General features: G+C 62.8%; 20 protein-coding genes. 10 read left to right on the plus strand and 10 right to left on the minus strand.

Going from position 1 to position 19,896, the window contains the following annotated elements; translation table 11 throughout:
• Nucleotides 1-57: 57 nt before the first annotated feature.
• From AAC077_RS01490 to AAC077_RS01505, 4 genes are all read right to left on the minus strand, one after another.
• On the minus strand, nucleotides 58-1,737 hold the full coding sequence (locus AAC077_RS01490; RefSeq protein ID WP_339766172.1) for a TIGR01244 family sulfur transferase: 1,680 nt from the start codon (nucleotides 1,735-1,737) through the stop codon (nucleotides 58-60).
• Between the two features lie 21 nt (nucleotides 1,738-1,758).
• Entirely contained in the window at nucleotides 1,759-2,643 is an 885-nt protein-coding gene (locus AAC077_RS01495; protein ID WP_339766173.1) for an MBL fold metallo-hydrolase, read from the minus strand.
• A 44-nt stretch (nucleotides 2,644-2,687) separates the two neighbouring features.
• Nucleotides 2,688-2,900 carry a DUF2892 domain-containing protein gene (locus AAC077_RS01500; RefSeq protein ID WP_339766174.1) on the minus strand — a complete coding sequence of 71 codons (213 nt, stop codon included), beginning with the start codon at nucleotides 2,898-2,900 and terminating at the stop codon, nucleotides 2,688-2,690.
• A 113-nt stretch (nucleotides 2,901-3,013) separates the two neighbouring features.
• A complete protein-coding gene (locus AAC077_RS01505) occupies nucleotides 3,014-3,679 on the minus strand; it encodes a Crp/Fnr family transcriptional regulator (protein ID WP_339766175.1) in 666 nt (221 codons plus the stop codon).
• Nucleotides 3,680-4,005: 326 nt separating this feature from the next.
• Between AAC077_RS01505 and dusA the strand changes: the two genes are divergently transcribed.
• Nucleotides 4,006-5,061, plus strand: a complete 1,056-nt coding sequence (gene dusA / locus AAC077_RS01510; protein WP_339766176.1) for a tRNA dihydrouridine(20/20a) synthase DusA — start codon at nucleotides 4,006-4,008, stop codon at nucleotides 5,059-5,061.
• 103 nt (nucleotides 5,062-5,164) lie between these two features.
• On the opposite strand, the gene AAC077_RS01515 is transcribed toward dusA, so the two are convergent.
• A complete protein-coding gene (locus AAC077_RS01515; protein WP_339766177.1) occupies nucleotides 5,165-6,343 on the minus strand; it encodes a multidrug effflux MFS transporter in 1,179 nt (392 codons plus the stop codon).
• A gap of 157 nt (nucleotides 6,344-6,500) precedes the next feature.
• On the opposite strand from AAC077_RS01515, the gene AAC077_RS01520 reads away from it, so the two are divergent.
• On the plus strand, nucleotides 6,501-7,322 hold the full coding sequence (locus AAC077_RS01520) for a sulfite exporter TauE/SafE family protein (RefSeq protein ID WP_339766178.1): 822 nt from the start codon (nucleotides 6,501-6,503) through the stop codon (nucleotides 7,320-7,322).
• A 15-nt stretch (nucleotides 7,323-7,337) separates the two neighbouring features.
• Here AAC077_RS01520 and AAC077_RS01525 read toward each other — a convergent pair whose 3' ends face one another.
• The 4 genes from AAC077_RS01525 to ccmI form a co-directional block, all read right to left on the minus strand.
• Entirely contained in the window at nucleotides 7,338-7,757 is a 420-nt protein-coding gene (locus AAC077_RS01525) for a PACE efflux transporter (RefSeq protein ID WP_339766179.1), read from the minus strand.
• A 120-nt stretch (nucleotides 7,758-7,877) separates the two neighbouring features.
• On the minus strand, nucleotides 7,878-8,111 hold the full coding sequence (locus tag AAC077_RS01530) for a DUF1289 domain-containing protein (RefSeq protein WP_339766180.1): 234 nt from the start codon (nucleotides 8,109-8,111) through the stop codon (nucleotides 7,878-7,880).
• 9 nt (nucleotides 8,112-8,120) lie between these two features.
• Nucleotides 8,121-8,597, minus strand: a complete 477-nt coding sequence (gene ruvX / locus AAC077_RS01535; RefSeq protein WP_339766181.1) for a Holliday junction resolvase RuvX — start codon at nucleotides 8,595-8,597, stop codon at nucleotides 8,121-8,123.
• Nucleotides 8,594-9,820 (minus strand): c-type cytochrome biogenesis protein CcmI, encoded by a 1,227-nt coding sequence (gene ccmI, locus AAC077_RS01540; protein ID WP_339766182.1) that lies wholly within the window; start codon nucleotides 9,818-9,820, stop codon nucleotides 8,594-8,596. The genes ruvX and ccmI overlap by 4 nt, the downstream gene beginning before the upstream one ends.
• A 211-nt stretch (nucleotides 9,821-10,031) precedes the next feature.
• Between ccmI and AAC077_RS01545 the strand changes: the two genes are divergently transcribed.
• From AAC077_RS01545 to rarD, 7 genes are all read left to right on the plus strand, one after another.
• Nucleotides 10,032-11,276 carry a sarcosine oxidase subunit beta family protein gene (locus tag AAC077_RS01545; protein WP_339766183.1) on the plus strand — a complete coding sequence of 415 codons (1,245 nt, stop codon included), beginning with the start codon at nucleotides 10,032-10,034 and terminating at the stop codon, nucleotides 11,274-11,276.
• 103 nt (nucleotides 11,277-11,379) lie between these two features.
• Nucleotides 11,380-11,715 (plus strand): hypothetical protein, encoded by a 336-nt coding sequence (locus AAC077_RS01550; RefSeq protein ID WP_339766184.1) that lies wholly within the window; start codon nucleotides 11,380-11,382, stop codon nucleotides 11,713-11,715.
• A gap of 99 nt (nucleotides 11,716-11,814) precedes the next feature.
• A complete protein-coding gene (locus tag AAC077_RS01555; RefSeq protein ID WP_339766185.1) occupies nucleotides 11,815-12,144 on the plus strand; it encodes a sarcosine oxidase subunit delta in 330 nt (109 codons plus the stop codon).
• Nucleotides 12,141-15,161: a sarcosine oxidase subunit alpha family protein gene (locus AAC077_RS01560; protein WP_339766186.1), complete on the plus strand. Its 3,021-nt coding sequence runs from the start codon at nucleotides 12,141-12,143 to the stop codon at nucleotides 15,159-15,161. Before AAC077_RS01555 ends, AAC077_RS01560 begins: the two co-directional genes overlap by 4 nt.
• Nucleotides 15,154-15,723, plus strand: a complete 570-nt coding sequence (locus AAC077_RS01565) for a sarcosine oxidase subunit gamma family protein (RefSeq protein ID WP_339766187.1) — start codon at nucleotides 15,154-15,156, stop codon at nucleotides 15,721-15,723. Before AAC077_RS01560 ends, AAC077_RS01565 begins: the two co-directional genes overlap by 8 nt.
• 198 nt (nucleotides 15,724-15,921) lie before the next feature.
• Nucleotides 15,922-16,521 (plus strand): superoxide dismutase, encoded by a 600-nt coding sequence (locus tag AAC077_RS01570; protein WP_339766188.1) that lies wholly within the window; start codon nucleotides 15,922-15,924, stop codon nucleotides 16,519-16,521.
• A 166-nt stretch (nucleotides 16,522-16,687) separates the two neighbouring features.
• Nucleotides 16,688-17,629, plus strand: a complete 942-nt coding sequence (rarD, locus tag AAC077_RS01575; protein ID WP_339766189.1) for an EamA family transporter RarD — start codon at nucleotides 16,688-16,690, stop codon at nucleotides 17,627-17,629.
• On the opposite strand, the gene AAC077_RS01580 is transcribed toward rarD, so the two are convergent.
• Nucleotides 17,566-18,114, minus strand: a complete 549-nt coding sequence (locus tag AAC077_RS01580; RefSeq protein WP_339766190.1) for a TIGR00730 family Rossman fold protein — start codon at nucleotides 18,112-18,114, stop codon at nucleotides 17,566-17,568. The genes rarD and AAC077_RS01580 overlap by 64 nt on opposite strands.
• A gap of 131 nt (nucleotides 18,115-18,245) precedes the next feature.
• Between AAC077_RS01580 and AAC077_RS01585 the strand changes: the two genes are divergently transcribed.
• On the plus strand, nucleotides 18,246-19,874 hold the full coding sequence (locus AAC077_RS01585) for a LysM peptidoglycan-binding domain-containing protein (RefSeq protein WP_339766191.1): 1,629 nt from the start codon (nucleotides 18,246-18,248) through the stop codon (nucleotides 19,872-19,874).
• Nucleotides 19,875-19,896 lie beyond the last annotated feature (22 nt).

The raw sequence follows: 19,896 nt of genomic DNA on the forward strand, positions 1-19,896 counted from the left end.
TTCACAGCGACGTTCGGGCGGGCCGGTGCGATCCGCGCGAAATCACGAAAACAGGAATTATTCGGCAACAACCGGCAGCGCCTCAGGTTTGGCCAGCCATTCGCGGCCTCTCAGCATGGCTTTCCAATAGATGGGTGGCAACAGCTTTTCCTTGAGAAACCACGCCGCGCGACTGGGTTTCGTCCCGTCGATCAGAAATTTCGGAAAGCTGGGGGCCAAGACACCACCATAGGCGAATTCCGCCAGCACGATCTTGCCGCGTTCGACCGTCAGCGGGCACGAGCCGTAGCCGTTGTATTGCGCCGCTGCCGAACGCCCGTCGATGTCGGCGGCGACGTTTTCGGCCACGACTGGTGCCTGCATACGTGCCGCGGCGGCGGTTTTGGCGTTGGGTGCGTTCATGACGTCGCCCAGGCTCCAGATGTTGTCATAGGTTTTGTGGCGCAGGGTGGCCTGATCGACATCCACCCAGCCTGCCGCATCGGCCAGCGGTGACACGCGGATAAAGTCCGGCGCGGTCTGCGGCGGGCAGACGTGGATCATGTCGAAGTCTGTGGTGATTGTCGTCGCTGGCGTGTCCGGCAATGCGACCTTGAAGGTGGCCTTTTTGGCCGGGCCGTCGATGGCGGTCAATGTGTGGAAAAAGTTGAGCGATGCATCGTATTTCTTGACGTATTCCATCAGCGCGGGAACGTAATCCTTGACCCCGAACAACACGCCGCCTGCATTGTTGAATTGGATGTCGATGTCCCCCAGCACGCCGCGCCGCAGCCATGCATCGCCCGACAGGTACATTGCCTTTTGCGGCGCGCCTGCGCATTTGATCGGCATCGGCGGTTGCGTAAAGATCGCGCGGCCTTTGTTCATGCCTTGCACCAGCTCCCACGTGTAAGGGGCCAGATCATAGCGATAATTCGACGTTACCCCATTGCGCCCCAGGGTGTCGGTCAAACCCTCGATTGCAGACCAATCCAGTTTCAGCCCCGGGCTGACAATCAAGCGGCCATAGGTTACGATCCGGCACCCTTCCAGGATGACGGCATTCGTTTTTGGCTCGAACGCGGCAACGGCGGCCTTTATCCACTTTACCCCCTGCGGGATCAGCGCGCCCATGGTGCGCGCGGTTTCCTGCGCGTGGAACACGCCGGCCCCGACAAGGGTCCAGCCGGGTTGGTAATAATGGATGTCCGCAGGGTCGATCAATGCGACGTCAAGGTCCGGCTTGCGTGCCTTCAGGCTGGCGGCAACGGCAATCCCCCCTGCGCCCGCGCCGACGATGACAACATCGTAGTGCACGTCGCTGGTGTCGGTCGGGGTCTTGCCACCGTTGGCGATGCGCCGTGCCACGCCGTTCATGTCATAGCCTGCCGCCTTGGTCGTCGACAGGATCTGTGCCATGGGCAACGTTCCCGCCTGATCCAGCGACCACAGCGTCGCCGAGCGTGTGCCGGTGCGGCAATAGGCCAGCACCGGACCCGGCAGATCGCGCAGGGCCGCGCCGAACGCATCGGCGTCGCCGTCGGTGACAAGCCCGGGCTGCACTGGAACATACCGCGCCTCAAGTCCCACGGCGCGCGCTGCGGCGTCGATTTCGGCAAATGTGGGCTGGTCGGCGCCTTCTGCGTCTGGCCGGTTGCAGATGACGGCGCGAAACCCCTTGGCTTTCAGTTCCGCCAGGTCCGCAGGCATGATCTGTGGGCTGACCGTCAGGTCATCGGTGATGCGTTTCAGGTCCATGTTCGTTCTCCCTGCGGCCACTTACAGACCGTTTACCGGCACTTTGAGCACCGCATTTCCGTCGGCGTCCTTGGGCAACTGGCCCGCACGCATGTTGACCTGCAACGACGGGATGATCAGCTTGGGCATGGCCAGCGTCGCATCGCGTTCTGTGCGAAACTTGACGAAATCCGCTTTGGTCTTGCCGGCGCCCACATGGATGTTGTGGGCCTTTTCGGCACCCACCGTGGTTTCCCACTGAATGTCGCGCCCGTTGGGACCATAGTCGTGGCACATGAACAGCCGCATTGCGTCGGGCAGCGCCAGCACCTTTTGGATGCTGTCATAAAGCGTGGCCGCATCCCCGCCGGGAAAATCCGCGCGTGCCGAACCTGCGTCTGGCATGAACAACGTGTCGCCGACAAAGGCCGCGTCGCCGATCACATGCACCATGCATGCAGGCGTGTGCCCGGGGGTGTAGATGGCAACCGCCTGCATCGTGCCGATCTGATAGGTGTCGCCGTCCTCGAACAGGGCGTCGAACTGGCTGCCGTCACGCTGAAATTCGGTGCCTTCGTTGAACACTTTGCCAAAGGTGTCCTGCACCACCATGATCTTTGATCCGATGCCGATCTTGCCGCCCAGTTTTTGCTGGATGTATGGTGCTGCACTCAGGTGGTCGGCATGCACATGTGTTTCGATAATCCATTCAAGCGTTAGGCTGCGGGATTGAACGTATGCGATCAGCGCGTCGGCGTGGTCATAGGTGATCCGCGCGGCGGCATAGTCGATGTCCATTACGCTGTCGATGATCGCGCAAGCGTCCGACGCGGGGTCCTTGATGACATAGCTGATGGTATTGGTCGCCGCGTCAAAGAACGCCGCGACCTCGGGGTGAGTTTTCATGTTCACGGGATAGTCGGTCATTGTGTGCTCCTGAGGGGCGGTATGGGTTGGATTTGCAAAAAGGGTCAGACCTTGCAGGTCCTGATACCCAGCACTGTGTAGATCGGGCAGGTGCCCACAGCGGCCACGCCCAGCATCACCAGACCGGCGGCGGCTGCGATCCACTTTGGCGCGCTTGCGTCCATCACGGCAAAGCCGCTTGCAAAGGCAAGCCACAACAGCGCAACCCCAAGGGCCGCACGCAGAATACGGTCGAGTGTTCCGACATTCGTTTTCATCTCGAGACTCCTTTTTGAAACAAACATGCATTTGGTTTAGCTGTTTGATTCTGGGCCGTCGGTGAGTTTGTCACCGTCCAGCAGGAGAAACCGTAAATATTCCGAATGCCGCCTCAGGCGGTCGCGGCCAGCCGGGCCAAAGCTGCGCGGTCCAACAGGTCAATCTGTCCGCGCGACTGACGTATCCAGTCGCGGCGCTGGAATTCGGTCAACTGGCGCGACACGACTTCGCGCGCCGTGCCCAGTTCGGTCGCCAGTTGCTGATGGGTCACGTGCAGATCATGTCCGCCGCCAGACAATGCAATCAACCGGTCGGCCAGCCGCATGTCGATCCGCCCAAAGGCCACGTCGTCGATGACACGAAACAGGTCGGTGATCCGGCGGGCATAGGCCGCAAAGACGAAATCGCGAAACGCGGGCACCGACGATACCAGATTGTCAAAGGCCGCCCGCGGGATCGCCGCCGCGGTAACGTCGGTTTCGGCAATCCCTTCGGCAGAGTAGGCTTCGTGGGCCAGCAGGCACGCCGTTGTCAGCACACAGCTTTCGCCGGCCTCGACCCGGTACAGCACGATCTCGCGTCCGCCTTCCGAAGTTTGCGACACCCGCACCGTGCCAGACAACAGCAATAGAAGATTGTCCGGTATATTGCCCGGTCCGAATATCGTGGTGCCGGCGGGGGCCGAAATCACCCGGCTGCGCTGCGTCAGCTCTTGTTTGATCTGGGCGGGTAGGGTGCTGAGGCCCTGAAACCGATCAATCCAGTCAGGCTGGGTCATGGCTGTGTCCTTTCAGGCGAAACGACGCCCTGTTCCAATGGCGCGATCGGGGCAAGAAGCTGGTCCCGTTTGGCGGCAGCGCCTGTCCGTGTTCAGAGACCGCCTCTTTGATGCTAAGCTCTATCACAGATATGGTTTTGTAAAAGAAGAACGGCATAGGGGCGGGTGGGCTTACCCCGTCACCGGTTCGGCGCAAATGCGCGCGAATGGATGACCCGAACAGGGTGCGGCCTGTCTGTGCAATGCCTATCTGTCGTGATAAGCAATCCGCTCTTGAACCCCCGCAGCAGGGTCTGGCGTAGTCGGTCAACTGCGCGTGGTGACAGATGACGATAAGCGGTACGGACCTAAGAGGCGTGGAAGTGGCTGAAAAGTTTAGAAGATCAGAGGTGATAAAATCCGCGCGACTGTCCGTTGCGCCTATGATGGACTGGACGGACAGGCACTGTCGTTACCTGCACCGGCTGCTGTCGTCCCGTGTGTTGCTCTATACCGAAATGGTCACCTCCCCGGCGCTGGTGCGTGGCGGGGCGCTGCATTTGCTGGACCATCACGCCGACGAGCATCCGGTGGCGTTGCAATTGGGCGGCTCGGACCCGGTCGAGCTGGCCCAGGCGGCGCGGATCGGGGCGGCAGCGGGTTATGACGAGATCAACCTGAACGTTGGCTGTCCGTCGGACCGTGTGCAATCGGGCACCTTTGGCGCGGTGTTGATGCGCCAGCCTGCGTTGGTGGCGACTTGCGTGCGCGCCATGCAGGATGCGGTCGACATCGAGGTGACGGTGAAATGCCGCATCGGCGTGGACGATCAAAACCCCGCCGAAGTGCTGCCCGAGTTTCTGTCACAGATGGTCGGGGCCGGTGTCGAGCGCGTGTCGATCCACGCGCGCAAGGCATGGTTGCAAGGGCTTAGCCCCAAGGAAAACCGCGATATTCCCCCGCTGGACTATGATCTGGTGCGTCAGATGAAGGGGCTGTTTCCCAATCTGCACATCTCGGTCAATGGCGGCATCACCTCGCTTGATCAGGCGGTCGGGTTCCTTGAGGCGGGGCTGGATGGTGTGATGGTGGGCCGCGCGGCCTATCACCAGCCGTCGGATATCCTCAGCACAGCAGACCGGCGGATTTACGGCGTGGGTCAGGATACCACGGCCGAGCAGGCGGTGCATGGCATGTTGCCCTATATCGAGGCGCATCTGTCGAACGGTGGCCGTTTGCATCAGGTGACCCGTCACATGCTGGGCCTGTTCGCGGGCCGTCCCGGTGCACGGGGCTGGCGGCGGGCGCTGTCCGAAGGGGCGCATCGCGACGGGGCCGGGCCGGACCTGGTTGAGCAGGCGTTGACCCACATCACCCAGGCCCCCCAGGCGCAAAGCGCCTGATGTTAAGTCCCATGGCGCAAAGCGCCTGAGGTTAAGTCTCATGGCGCAAAACGCCTGAGATTAGACACGTGGCGCAAAGCGCCCAACCCGCGATCGGAACAGCTTAGGCCGTGCGCACGCGACGGGGCAGGGTGAACAGCGTAAAGCTCATCGCCACCACCCCGCAGATTGCAATCGCCGCCAGCATCGGCAGCACCGTCCCGTCAAAGAACGGACCGGCCGCCGCGATCATCAGACCGCCCGCCAGCATCTGCAACGTGCCGCCCAGCGACGACGCCAGACCGGCCCGCGCGCCGTGGGCATCCAGCGCCAGCACCATCGTGGTGGGAATGACCACACCCAGACAGGCGTTGGCACAGAACAGGCCGACGATGACCACGGGCAGGCTCTCGAACCCTGCGGACACCACCAGCAACAGCAGCAGCACACAGAAGGTAAAGCCGGTCACGCCCATGCGCACCAGCGGGCGCATCCCGAACCGCTCGCCCAAGGGGGCGGCCATCTGCGAGGCCGAGAAAAACCCGATGGCGTTGACCGCAAAGGCCAGCGAGAATTGCGTCGGCGTCAGACCGAACTCCTGGACATAGACAAAGGGGGCCGAGGCGATGAAGACGAAAAAGCTGGCCATGCCAAAGCCGCCGATCATCGTCAGCCCCATGAACCCGCGATCGCGAAACAGGATGCCCGCATTCTGGATCAGCGATTTGATCCGCACCGGTGTGCGTTTTTCCGGCGGCAGGGTTTCGCCCAGCGACAGGCCCATGACCACGGCGGCCACCGCTGCGGCAACTGCCAGCACGGCAAAGACCGTGCGCCAGGACCCCAGCGAGATCACAAAGCTGCCCGCCAGCGGCGCCAGCATCGGCGACACGGACATCACCAGCATCACCATCGCCATCAGCCGCGTGGCTTCGTTGCCGGTGTGCAGGTCGCGCACGATGGCGCGGGGCATGACCATCATCGCAGCCCCGCCCAGCCCTTGAACCGCGCGCCATCCGGCCAAAGCTTCGACCGAACCGGCCAACGTCGCGCCAACCGAGCCTATGAAAAACACGCCCAATCCCAAAAACACCGGCAACCGGCGGCCTGTCTGATCGGACAGCGGTCCATAAACCAACTGTGCCACGCCCAGTGACAGGAAATAAGCGGTCAGCGTCATCTGCACGGCGGGTTCGTCCACGCCAAAGTCGGCGGCGATGTTGGGCATCGCGGGCAGATACATATCAATCGCAAACGGCCCGATCATGACCAAAAGTCCAAGTACAAGTGCGATGCGCAACATCGGTCTCTCCGTCAATTGGGTGTGGTTGGTGCGGCTCTGCCGCATTGCAGCATGGGCATACGCCTGTGATTTGTGAATGCCAAGGCCGCCTTTGAACTTGTGGCTGCGCGCTGGCTGCGGTCTATGTGTGCGCACACAAACGAACGGGAAAGTTGCGATGCCGGATACCATGCTTTTGTTGCAGATGCTGATCATGCTGATGATCATTGGTGCCTTTGCGGGGGTTCTGGCGGGGCTTTTGGGCGTCGGGGGCGGCATTGTTCTGGTGCCTGCGTTTTTCTATGCGTTCCAGACACTTGGCTATGACGGGCCGCAATTGATGCAGATGTGTCTGGCAACCTCGCTGGCGACGATCATCGTGACATCGCTGCGGTCGGTTCACAGCCACAACAAGAAAGGCGCCGTTGACTGGACCATCCTGCGCGGCTGGGCACCGGGGATCGTGATCGGCGCGGTGCTGGGGATGCTGCTGGTGTCGCAACTGCGGTCGTCCACCTTGCAGGCGATCTTTGGCACGCTGGCGCTGGTCGTGGGGCTTTATATGGGGTTTGGACGTGCACACTGGCGGCTGGGCGACGAGATGCCCAAGGGCCCGAAACGCTGGGCCTATTCGCCGGCTGTGGGGTTTTTGTCGGTGCTGATGGGGATCGGCGGCGGCAGCTTTGGCGTGCCGCTGATGAGCCTGCACAACGTGCCGATCCACCGCGCCGTGGCGACGGCTGCGGGCTTTGGTTTGTTGATTGCCGTGCCGTCTGTGATCGGGTTTCTGTTTGTCGACATGACCATGCCGGTGCCGCCGCTGACGGTGGGGGCGGTGAACTTTGTGGCCTTTGGCATCATCATCGCCATGACGCTGATCACAGCCCCCTGGGGTGTGAAGCTGGCCCATGCGATGGACCCCAAACCGCTGAAGCGGGTGTTCGCGGTGTTTCTGGTGCTGGTTGCGCTGAACATGCTGCGCAAGGCGCTGGGGTACTGATCGACACGCGCTGGATCAGGCGCCTTCGGGCAGGGGAAACAGCTGGTCGTATCCCCAGTTGAACCCGAAGGCGTAGACCAGATAAAACACGACAAAGGCCAGATCCATCACCAGCGCCTGCCACAGTCCGATGTCCAGATAGACCGCGATCATTGGTAGGGTCGCCAGCAGCAGACCCAGCTCGAACAGCAGCGCGTGAATGATCCGCGTGAAAACGGTTTTGTGCACAGTGCCCCGCAGACGTTTCAGGGCACGGTCGAACAGCAGGTTATAGACATAATTCCACAACGTCGCGAGCAACGAGGCAACCAGGGCAATCACCCCGATATGCTGGGCATCCATGCCAAAGCCCATCGACCCCAACGGGATGACCAGCAGAAGGCCGATAATTTCAAAGCTGATTGCGTGACGAATGCGGTCCGATGTGGTGCGCATGATTTTCTCCATCTGATCGCCGGGTCGTCCCGGATAGTGCCCGATCGGGGGAGGTCGTCCTCGCTGGAGGTCTTTTAGCCGTGTTGGTCGTGTCGGGCAAGTGGTCCCTTGCCAGCCAACTTATGGCCGTTTCAGTCGCGCCGCACGTCCGCCGCGCCGCCCTTTGGGGGCAACCTCGCGTTGGGGCAGCTCTGCCATGATGGCGCTGCGTTCCTCGGCGCTCATCCGCGACCAGCGGCCAATCTCGTCGATGGACCGCGCGCAGCCGGTGCACAGGCGTGTTTCAGGGTGCACGACGCAGATGCGCACGCAGGGGCTTTCGATCTCGTTGCGGGTCCAGACAGGGTCGGTCATGCGGTGTCCTCAGCTTGCCGCGCGCAGCACGCGCAAACGGTCCAGCAATCCTTGCAGGATATAGGCGGCGGCCACGTGGTCGATCACCTCGGAGCGACGCTTGCGTGTCGTATCCGCCTCAAGCAGGGCGCGTTCGGCGGCGACGGTGGACAGGCGTTCGTCCCAGAAGGTCACAGGGCCATCCCACAGCTTTTCGAAATTGCGGGCGAAGGCGCGGGTCGACTGGCACCGCGGCCCTTCCGAGCCATCCATGTTGCGCGGCAGGCCCAGCACGATCCCCCCAACCGAACGGTGGGCGATGATCTCTTGCAGGCGGGCGGCGTCCAACCCGAATTTCTTGCGCCGGATGGTTTCCAGCGGGCTGGCAACCGACCAGAACGTATCTGAAACAGCCACGCCGATGGTCTTGTCGCCCAGATCCAGTCCGATCAATGACCGCATCGGGGGCAGGGCGGCCAAAAATTCGCCCGTGTCGTCAAAAATCATTCCAAACCTGCCTGTTCTGCCGCACCGGTCAATGTGTCCAGCGCCGTGGGGTCGTCGGCAAAGGTGGCGCGCGCGTCCACCAGAACCGCGCGGGCGTCGTCCTGGCGGCCCAGCACAGACAGCGCCGTGACCAGCCGCGCCCATTCGGTTGCGGGGCCGCCTTCGGTTGCCAGACGGTCTGACAGCGACGATACCATGCCCTCGATCATTTGCATCCGCTCTTGTGGTGTCATGCCTGCGGCATTGTCTATGTCTTGCTGGTTGGGGCCACGGGCCTGCGCCTGCGGCGGGGTGTAGCCGTTTACACCCGCCAGTTCGGCCAGCTCGGGAATGCGGGCGCGGATGGGCGCGATCCACGGCGCATCCTCGGGGCCTGCGCGCAGCAAGCTGTCCCAAAGGCGAAAGCCCAGGTCGGGCCGCCCGGTCTGGATCAGCATTTCGCCCCAGTAGAACCGGGCCGATCCGTCGGTGTCGTCGATGTTCAGCGCCCGGCGCAGCGCGTCCTCGGCAGCGGGGGACACGTATCCGCCCGCGGCGAAGATCAGCAATTCGGCTTGCGTCGTCAGATCGGCCACAGTTGCGGCGTCGCCCTTCAGGCGCAGCACCACGGCCTGGGCATCGGCGGCTTGGGCAAAGTTGCCCAGCCGCGCCTCGGTCTGGGCCAGCAGAATGTGACCTTGCAGATCGTCGGGCCGCTGGGCCACGGCAGTGCGCAATTGTTCAATCAGGGCTGCATATTCGGGGTTTTCGTCCTGGGCCGCAGGCACAGCCGTTTGCGCGGCCTCGGCCTGCTTTTGCGTGGGACGGTCGGCGCGGCGCTCTGCCGCCATCTCGATGCGCGACTTCAGGCTTAGATCGCCGTAGCCCAACGCGCCAAGCCGCCAGTACAGCACCCCGCTGCCCACCAGCAACAGCGCGCCCAGCCCCAGCGCCAGGCCAAGGCTGCCGCGCCCTGACCGCGCGTTGTCAGGCTGCCGCGCACCGGCATCGGCGGCCAGAATGCGACGTGACACTTCGGTGCGCACCCGTGCGGCATCCTCGGCGTTGATGGTGCCACGGGCAAGATCACGATCAACCTCGGCCAGTTGGTCGCGGTACACCTGCACGTCATAGGACGCCGCAGACTGTGCCTGTACGCGCCCCGCCCGCAAGGCGGCTGCCAACAGCGCAGACACCACCAGTGCCAGCCCCGCCGCGATAATCCCGAAACCCCAGATGTCCATATCAGCCTTCTTTGTTGCCCCTCGGGGTGTACCTGCGCCTGCCTGCCATAAAAAGGGGCAAAAGGCCGCGCCCTGCCAACAGGTGCGGCAATTGCGGTGCGTGTCGCAAACCTGTTAAAAAGTGCCGCGGTGAGTATCCTTTCAAATCGCAGTCTCACCCAATACAGAACCAGCCGACCGCCTAGCCCCGAATCCTGTCAGGACCGTGCCCATGAAACGTTATTCCGCCTTTGCCATCGCCCGCGAGGCCATGCGCCACCACACCGGTTGGAACCGCGCCTGGCGCGATGCGCAGCCGAAACCCAAGTACGACGTGATCATCGTCGGCGCGGGCGGTCACGGGCTGGCCACGGCCTATTACCTTGGCAAGAATTTCGGCATCACCAATGTGGCGATTCTGGAAAAGGGCTGGCTGGGGGGCGGCAACACGGGCCGCAACACGACCATCATCCGCTCGAACTATCTCCAGGACCCCTCGGCCGCGATCTACGAAAAATCGCGCAGCCTGTATGAAACCATGAGCCAGGACCTGAACTATAACGTCATGTTCAGCCCCCGTGGCGTGATCATGCTGGCACAGACCCAGCACGAGGTGCGCGGCTATCAGCGCACGGCGCACGCGAATGCGCTGCAAGGGGTGTCGACCGAATTCATCAGCCCCGCGCGGGTCAAGGAACTGGTCCCAATCATCAACATCGACGGGCCGCGCTATCCGGTGCTGGGTGGTCTGTACCAGGCGCGCGGCGGCACCGCGCGGCACGATGCCGTGGCCTGGGGCTATGCGCGGGCCTGTTCCGACATGGGCATGGACGTGATCCAGCAATGCGAAGTGACCGCCGTGCGGACCGAAGGTGGCAAGGTCACCGGCGTCGACACCACGCGCGGGCCCATCGACTGTGACAAGCTGGGCGGCGTGGTTGCGGGCCATTCGGGGCACCTGTGCGATATGGCAGGCTTCCGGTTGCCCATCGAATCCGTAGCCTTGCAGGCGCTTGTATCCGAGCCGATCAAACCCTGCATGGACGTGGTCGTGATGGCCAACACCGTGCACGGCTACATGTCGCAATCGGACAAGGGCGAGATGGTCATCGGCGGCGGCACCGACGGCTACAACAACTACACCCAGCGCGGCAGCTTCCACCATATCGAGGAAACCGTGCGCGCGCTGATCGAAACCTTTCCGGTGGTGTCGCGCCTGAAAATGCTGCGCCAGTGGGGCGGCATCGTGGACGTGACGGGCGACCGATCCCCGATCCTGTCGAAAACACCGGTCGAAGGCATGTTCATCAACTGCGGCTGGGGCACCGGCGGGTTCAAGGCAATTCCGGGGTCTGGCTGGGCCATGGCCGAGCTGATGGCCAAGGGACATTCGCCCCTGACCGACGAATTCTCGATGCACCGTTTCCGCGAAGGCAAGTTCATTGACGAAAGCGTCGCCGCCGGGGTGGCGCACTGATGACAGACATGGCAGATTTTCGCCGCTGCGGTCCGCGGCACAGGAACCAACACGGACAGGCTGACGTTCTCCCTGCAATCAAGATCATGCAAGGAGACGATCAATGGCCGACTATGAAACAACGCGTACAACGACCAACGACCCTGTCCATTCGACCACCACAACAACCCGCTCCGGCGGCAGCTCGAGCATGGCGTTCATCGTCGGCGCGCTTGTCGTCGTCGTGGGCGTTCTGGCCTATGTCCTGTTCGGCGGCGACGTCGACAACGCCAGCGACGCCGGCGCGAATGATGTCAACGTCACCATCGAAGGCGCGGGCGACGCGGCCAATGACGCGGGCGCTGCCATCGAAGGCGCTGCCGAAAGCGCAGGCCAGGCCGTTGAAGGCGCTGCCGAAAGCGTTGGCAACGCAGCCGACAACGCCACTGACAACAACTAAGCGTTTCGTACGCACCCCCTCCCATACGCACTCTGGCACGGGCGCGCGCAGTCTTGCGTGCGCCTTTGTCGTGTCTGCCCATCACAACGAGGCCCGCCCATGCTGATCCTGACCTGTCCCTGCTGCGGCGTGACCGGCGAAGAGACCGAGTTTCACGCAGGCGGCGAAGCGCACCTGAAACGCCATGGCCCCGGATCGACCGAGGACCAGTTCGAAGAATACCTTTTCATGCGCGAAAACCCCAAGGGTGTGCATTTTGAACGCTGGCGTCACGTCTATGGCTGCGGCAAGTGGTTTCACGCCGCGCGCAACACCACCACGCTAGAGGTCTACGGCACCTACGCGGCCCAAACCCACGAGCCGCCCAAGGCCTTGCGCGATACAATCACCAAAAAAGTTCCCGGCTGGACATGGAGAGAGTTTCAATGAGCACCCGTCTTTCCACAGGCGGTCGCCTGCTGAACAAATCCCGTGCTGTGACCTTTACTTTCAACGGCCAGCACATGAAGGGGTTCGAGGGCGACACGCTGGCCTCGGCGCTTCTGGCGAATGACCAGATGCTGGTGGGCCGCAGTTTCAAATATCACCGTCCGCGCGGCATTGTCGCCAGCGGCGCGGAAGAGCCGAACGGCTTGGTCAATCTGGGGCAGGGCGGCACGTTCGAGCCAAACCAGCGCGTCACCACGACCGAACTGTTCGACGGTTTGACCGCCAAAAGCCAGAACCACTGGCCCAGCCTTGAGTTCGACGTGGGCGCGATCAACAGCCAGATGTCGCGGTTCATGCCTGCGGGTTTCTATTACAAGACTTTCATGTACCCGCGCCCGCTGTGGAAACACGTCTACGAGCCTTTCATTCGCAAGGCCGCCGGTCTGGGGGCTGCGCCCAAAGAACCTGACGCGGACACTTATGAACATTTCTACGCGTTCTGTGATGTGCTGGTGATTGGTGGCGGCGTCGCCGGTCTGCAAGCGGCCAAGGCTGCGGCGGACACGGGCGCGCGTGTGATGCTGATCGAACAGACCGCACATTGGGGTGGACGTGCCCCGGTGGACGGTGGCGAGATCGCAGGCCAGCCTGTGGATAACTTCGTGGACGAAACCGTGGCGGCGCTTGAGGCCATGGACAACGTGACGCTGCGCCGCCGCATGATGGGGGCGGGCGTTTACGACCACGGCTATGTGCTGGGCTACGAACGTCTGACCGACCATGCGCCAGAAACCACTGGCCCCCGACACCGGTTGTGGCGCATTCGCGCGGGCCATGTCGTGACCGCAACAGGGGCCATCGAACGCCCGCTCAGCTTTGCCGGAAACGACATTCCGGGGGTCATGCTGGCCTCGGCTGTGCGCGATTACGTGACCAATTTCGGCGTGTCGCCGGGGGATCGCACGGTTGTTGTGACCAACAACGACACCGCTTACCTAACGGCAATTGCGTTGAAACACGCGGGCTTAGACGTGCCGGCCATTCTGGATGCCCGCGTTCTGCCCACCGACAGCGCGCTGATGGCGCAGGCCAAGGCCTTGGGCATCCGGGTGCTGATGGGACACGGCGTGTCGACTGTCACGGGCGGCAAGCGTGTGACCGGTGTTTCCGTCTGTTCGCAGGCAGGCGAAGGCGCGGTTCTGGAAGAGATTTCTTGCGATGTCGTTGCCATGTCGGGCGGCTGGTCGCCTGTGGTGCACCTGTGGTCGCACTGTGGTGGCAAACTGGTCTGGGATGCAGCGCAGGCCGCGTTCAAGCCGGATGTGGACAAAGCACCGACAGGCGCGGACGGCACCGCCTTTGTCACCGCCGCAGGCAGCGCCAGCGGGGCGCTATTGCTGGCAGATGTGCTGACGGATGCAGATGCCGCGGGCAAGGCAGCGGCGACGGCGACAGGTCACAAGCCGGGTCGCAACTCAGCCAACGCCCCCGACGCCAGCCACACCCCCGAGGCCCCGATGGCGCCGGTCTGGCTGATGCCGCACGGGGCAGGGATCAAACTGCGCAGCAAGGCGTGGCTGGACTATCAGAACGATGTAAAAGTCAGCGACGTGCAACTGGCCGCCCAAGAGGGGTTCCAGTCTGTGGAACACGCCAAACGCTATACGACGCTTGGGATGGCGACGGATCAGGGTAAGCTGAGCAATATCAACGGTCTGGCAATCCTTTCGGACAGTCTGAACCAGCCTATTCCGCAGACGGGCACCACCACGTTCCGCCCGCCCTATACCCCCATTTCCATGGGCGCGATTGGTGGCGAGGCGCGCGGCGACGTGTTCCAGCCCATCCGCCGCACGCCCATGCACGACTGGCACGATGAAAACGGCGCCGAATGGGAACCTGTCGGTCACTGGCGCAGACCCTATGCATACGTTCGCAGCGGTGAAAGCACCCACGACGCGGTGATGCGCGAAACCAAGAACACCCGCGACAACCTTGGTCTGCTGGATGCCAGCACGCTGGGCAAGATCATCGTGCGCGGGCCGGATGCGGGCAAGTTTCTGGACATGATGTACACCAACATGATGTCCAATTTGAAACCGGGCAAATGCCGCTATGGCCTGATGTGCGACGAAAACGGCTTTTTGATCGACGACGGCGTTGTGGCGCGGATCGACGATGACACGTGGCTGTGCCACACCACCACGGGCGGGGCCGAGCGTATCCATGCCCACATGGAGGAATGGCTGCAAACCGAATGGTGGGACTGGCAGGTCTATGTGGCCAACGTCACCGAACAATATGCACAGATCGCCGTGGTCGGGCCGAAAGCCCGCGAAGCGCTGGAACATCTGGGCGGCATGGATGTCAGCGCCGAGGCGCTTGGCTTTATGGACTGGGCCGACGGCACATTGGGTGGCTTTGACGTGCGGGTCTACCGCATCTCGTTTTCGGGCGAGCTGAGCTATGAAATCGCGGTTCCGGCCTCGCAGGGGCAGGCGCTGTGGGATGCGCTGATGGCGGTTGGTGCGGGTTTGGGCGTGATGCCCTATGGCACCGAATGCCTGCACATCCTGCGCGCCGAAAAAGGGTTCATCATGATCGGCGACGAAACCGACGGCACGGTGATCCCGCAGGATCTGGGCCTGCACTGGGCGATCTCGAAGAAAAAGGACGACTTTATCGGCAAGCGTGGCCAGCAACGCAGCCATATGGTCGACCCGAAACGCTGGCAGCTTGTCGGGCTGGAAACTGTCGATGGATCGACGCTGCCGGACGGGGCCTATGCCACAGCCGAAGGCACCAACGCCAATGGCCAGCGCGAGACCCAGGGCCGCGTGACCTCGACCTATCATTCGCCCAACCTTGAGCGGGGGATTGCGATGGGGCTGGTGCTGAACGGGCCGGATCGCATGGGCGAGGTTCTGACCTTCCCCGGCACCGATGGCAAAGAGTACAAGGCCAAGATCGTCTCGCCCGTGTTCTATGACCCCGAAGGAAAGAAGCCGAATGTCTAATATTGTCAGTGCGCTGAACGAAGCAGCTTATGCAGGTGGTATTGCCGAAGTGCGCGAGATCGGCCTGCAAGGGATGATCACCCTGCGCGGCGACACGGCCAGCTCTGCCGTCAAATCCGCAGCCACCGGCGTTGCGGGCGTGGACATGCCTGCGCCCAACCACGTCAACTGCGTCGGCAATCGCGGCATCTGCTGGATGAGCCCGGACGAGCTGTTGGTGCTGTGCCCCTACGACACGGTCGCGGACAATCTTGCAAAAATGCGCAAGAGCCTTGGCAGTGCGCACGCGCTGAATGTCGACGTGTCGGACGCCCGCGCGGTGTTTGATCTAAGCGGTGCGAACGCCCGCGAGGTTCTGGCCAAGCTGGTGCCGGTTGATCTGTCGCCGGAGGTGTTCAAAGAGGGCATGTTCCGCCGCAGCCGCATGGCGCAAATCCCGGCGGCCTTTTGGCTGCACACGCCGGACACCTTCCGCATCATCACCTTCCGCAGCCAGGCGCAATATGCGTTTGATTTGCTGAAAGTGGCGGCACAACCGGGGTCCGAGGTAGGGGTCTTCTAAGCCCAACCTGTGCCCTGTGCCCACGGCGCAACGGCGCTGGCCAGTTGATATTGGCCGGTGCTGTACGACCCTTGGTGGAAATTGGCCGATCTGATTTTGCCAATTATGGAACATTTTCCTGTCTCGTGCCTTGATATTGCAGAAGCTGACGCTTTCTGTCAGTCAGAAGACATTCAATCTCAAAAGGGGGCCCGAACCATGGCTTTTGAACTTCCCGACCTTCCGTATGCACACGACGCACTTGCCGCCAAAGGCATGTCCGCCGAGACGCTGGAATTCCACCACGACATTCACCACAACGCCTATGTCACCAACGGCAACAAGGCGATTGAAGGCACCGAATGGGATGGCAAGTCGCTTGAAGAGATCATCAAGGGCACCTACGACCCCAAGGCCGTTGCCCAATCGGGTATTTTCAACAACATCAGCCAGTTGTGGAACCACAACCAGTTCTGGGAAATGATGGGCCCCGACGCCAGCAAAATGCCGGGCGATCTGGAAAAAGCGATCACTGACAGCTTTGGCTCGGTCGACAAGTTCAAGGACGAATTCAAAGCCGCAGGCGCGGGCCAGTTCGGCTCGGGTTGGGCATGGCTGGTGCGCGACACCGATGGCGGCCTGAAGGTCACCAAGACTGAAAACGGCGTGAACCCCGTGTGCTTTGGCCAGACGGCTTTGCTGGGCTGTGACGTGTGGGAACATTCCTACTACATCGACTTCCGCAACAAGCGTCCTGACTACCTGACCAACTTCCTCGACAATCTGGTCAACTGGGAAAACGTTGCCTCGCGCATGTAAGCGCGGAACCTAAGGTCGCGCATGTAAGCGCGGAACCTAAGGTCGCGCATGTAAGCGCGCTGTATGATGACAGCCACAAACGCCCCGCACCACGCTGCGGGGCGTTTTGCGTCTGACGGGGCGTTCACCCTTGCAGTGGCCCCGCAATCACGGTCTTGATGGGGCTATGACCGACACCCCCAAGATCCTGTCGCCACAGGCCAAAGGCATTCTGGCCGCCATCGGAGCCTGCTCCATCTGGGGGCTTTCGCCGATCTTTTACAAACAGGTGGCGCACGTGCCTGCCATCGAAGTGCTGGCGCATCGCACCGTCTGGTCGCTGGTGTTCTTTGGCGGCATTCTGGCGCTACAAGGGCGGTTGGGTCAGGTGCGCGCGGCGATGAACACAGGCCCGAAGCTGGGCTGGCTGGCGCTGGCGTCGCTGATGATCGGGACCAACTGGTTCCTGTTCATCTGGGCGGTGGGGGCCGGGCGCACCACCGAAAGCAGCCTGGGGTATTACATTCTGCCACTGGTGGCCGTGGTGATCGGTCGCGTGGTCTTTGGCGAGGCGCTGAAGCGCAGCCAGTGGATCGCCGTGGCGCTGGCGGCAGGGGCGGTGGTGCTGCTGACCGTGGGGCTGCAAGCGCCGCCATGGATCGCGCTGACGCTGGCCGTTAGTTTCGGCATCTACGCGCTGATCAAGAAGCGGTTGGAGGTGGGGCCGGTGGTTTCGGTCACCGCCGAAGTCATGCTGATGCTGCCCATCGCCCTGTTCGTTTTGTTGCAATCGGAACACAGGGGCGGATCGGCATTTCACGCGGGCGCATGGACCATGGGGGTGCTGCTGATCTCGGGGCCGGTGACGGCGCTGCCGCTGATCCTGTTCAGCTATGCGGCGCGGCGGGTGCGGATGACCTCGCTGGGGCTGGTGCAATACCTGAACCCCACCTTGCAGTTTTCCTGCGCGGTCTTCGTGTTCTCCGAGCCGTTCACCGGCTGGCACATGATCGCCTTTGGCCTGATCTGGCTGGCGCTGGCGATCTATGCCGCCAGCATGTTCGCTCAGGACAGGGCGGCGCGCAGGGCGGCGGTGGCAGCAGCCGTGTCCGGCACGGGCGTCACGTAATCCAGCAGGCTGGCATCGGCAAAGCCCTGATCGACCACATGGTTCAACAACTGGATGAACGGGTCCCAGTAACCGTTTGAGTTTAAAACGATAACCGGCTTTTGGTGCAGGCCAAGCTGCCGCCATGTCAGCACTTCGAAAATCTCGTCCAGCGATCCGGCACCGCCCGGCAACAGCACCACGGCGTCGCAGTTCATGAACATGACTTTTTTGCGCTCGTGCATGGTTTCGGTGACGATATAGCGGGTCAGATCGACCTTGCCGACCTCCCAGGCCACCAGGTGCGCGGGGATCACGCCAAAGGTATCGCCACCCGCCGCCTGCGTGGCCCGCGCCACGGTGCCCATCAGCCCGACATCGCCCGCGCCGTACACCAGCCGCCAGTCGTTTTCCGCCAGCGCCGTGCCCAGAGCCGTGGCCTGTTCGGCATATTCAGGGTCATTGCCGGTGCGCGAGCCGCAGAAAACACAGACAGATTTCAGCATGGTTCACCTCAGGGTGTTGAAAATAAACGGGGTTGTCATTGCTTGGCTTTTGACCGGTGTTAGCGCGCTTGTTATGTAACCTCAATGGCACTTGGGCCAACTGGGGGGCGCCATACGGGCGCGCGAGAGACATGAGCAAGTTTTCATCATTTTCGGGGGCGCCTGCGGGTGTCGCCGTGGCTGCCGTCGTTGCCGTGGCTGCGGGGTTGGGCCTGTATTTCTTCAAGCCTGCACCGGTTGATGCACCCGTTGCCGTGATGCAAGCGCCCGAGGCTGAGACGCAGGCCGCGCAACCCGAGGCCCAAACACCCAAGGTGGCCGAAGCGCCTAAGGTGGCCGAGGTGCCCGAAGATGCCGCAACGCCCCAGGCCGCTGACACGCCCGCACCGCCCACCATTGACGAGGTGCGTCTTGAAGCGGACGGGATCTTTGTGGTCGCTGGCCGCGCGGCCCCCGACAGCACTGTTGCCGTTTTGTTGGACGGGGTCGAAAACACCACGACCCAAGCGAGCGGGCAGGGTGCCTTTGCTGCCGTGACGTTGATCGAACCCAGCACACAGCCGCAGATCCTGAGTGTGATCCAGCGCGGTCCTGATGGCGATGTCATGGGCGCGGAAGAGATCGTTCTGGCACCAATGGCACCGCAGCCCGAGACCACGCAGGTGGCAGAGGCCGAGCAGGTGGCAGAGGCCGAGCAGGTGGCAGAGGCCGCACCGCAGCCCGAGACCACGCAGGTGGCAGAGGCCGCGCAGGTGGCAGAGACCGCGCAGGTGGCCAAGGACACAGCACAGGCAGACCCCGGCGCAACGCCCCCCGCAGTGGCTGAGCCGACAACCGACGAAGCCGCTGCGCCAACCGTAAAGGCGACCTCGGAACCGGTCACAGATACATCGGAATCGACGGCTGTGGCAGCAGCAGGGCAACCCGATGACGCCACAGCCGCCACAAAAGCGCCGACCGAGGCAGGGACGGAGGCACGGGCCGAATCGCCGACCGAGGCACCGACAGTGACGGCGCAGGCTGACCCCGCAGCCACAGCACCGACACCCGCGCCACCTGTCGTAAGCGCGGGCCAGACGGATCAACCGGCCCAAGCGGCTGAACCCGCGTCCGCTGCGACCCAAGACACCACGCAGACAGCGCAGAATACTGCACCGGCGCAATCCGCTGACGCCCCCGCCGCAGCAACTGCCCCGACCACGCAGGCTGAAACGCCGACCGCGCCGACGGCTGTTGCGATCCTGAAATCCGACGCCGACGGTGTCGAGCTGGTCAACAGCCCCACCGCGATGACCAAGCTGAACATCTCGATCGACACCATCGGCTATTCCGACGACGGCAGCGTGCAATTGTCGGGCCGTGCCACCGGGCGTGACGGGTCTGTGCGTGTCTATCTGGACAACACCGCCATGATTGATCTGCCGGTGGATGCCCGTGGCCGCTGGCGGGGCGATTTGCCCCATGTGGACGGCGGCGTCTACACCCTGCGCGTGGACGAGATGAGCCCGCAAGGCGAGGTCGTCAGCCGCGCTGAAACCCCGTTCAAACGCGAAGACCCCGCCGTGCTGGCCGCGCAATCGGGCCCGCAGGACGCACCGGTCAAGGCGGTGACCGTCCAGACCGGCAACACGCTGTGGGCCATCGCCCGCGACCGTTACGGCGAAGGCGTGATGTACGTGCGCGTCTTCGAGGCCAACCGCGACGCCATCCGCGACCCCGATCTGATCTACCCCGGTCAGGTCTTTAACCTGCCGGACTAAAGCGGCCCGCAGCACTGGCAAC

The sequence above is a fragment of the uncultured Pseudosulfitobacter sp. genome, assembly GCF_963976325.1.
Taxonomy (GTDB): domain Bacteria; phylum Pseudomonadota; class Alphaproteobacteria; order Rhodobacterales; family Rhodobacteraceae; genus Pseudosulfitobacter.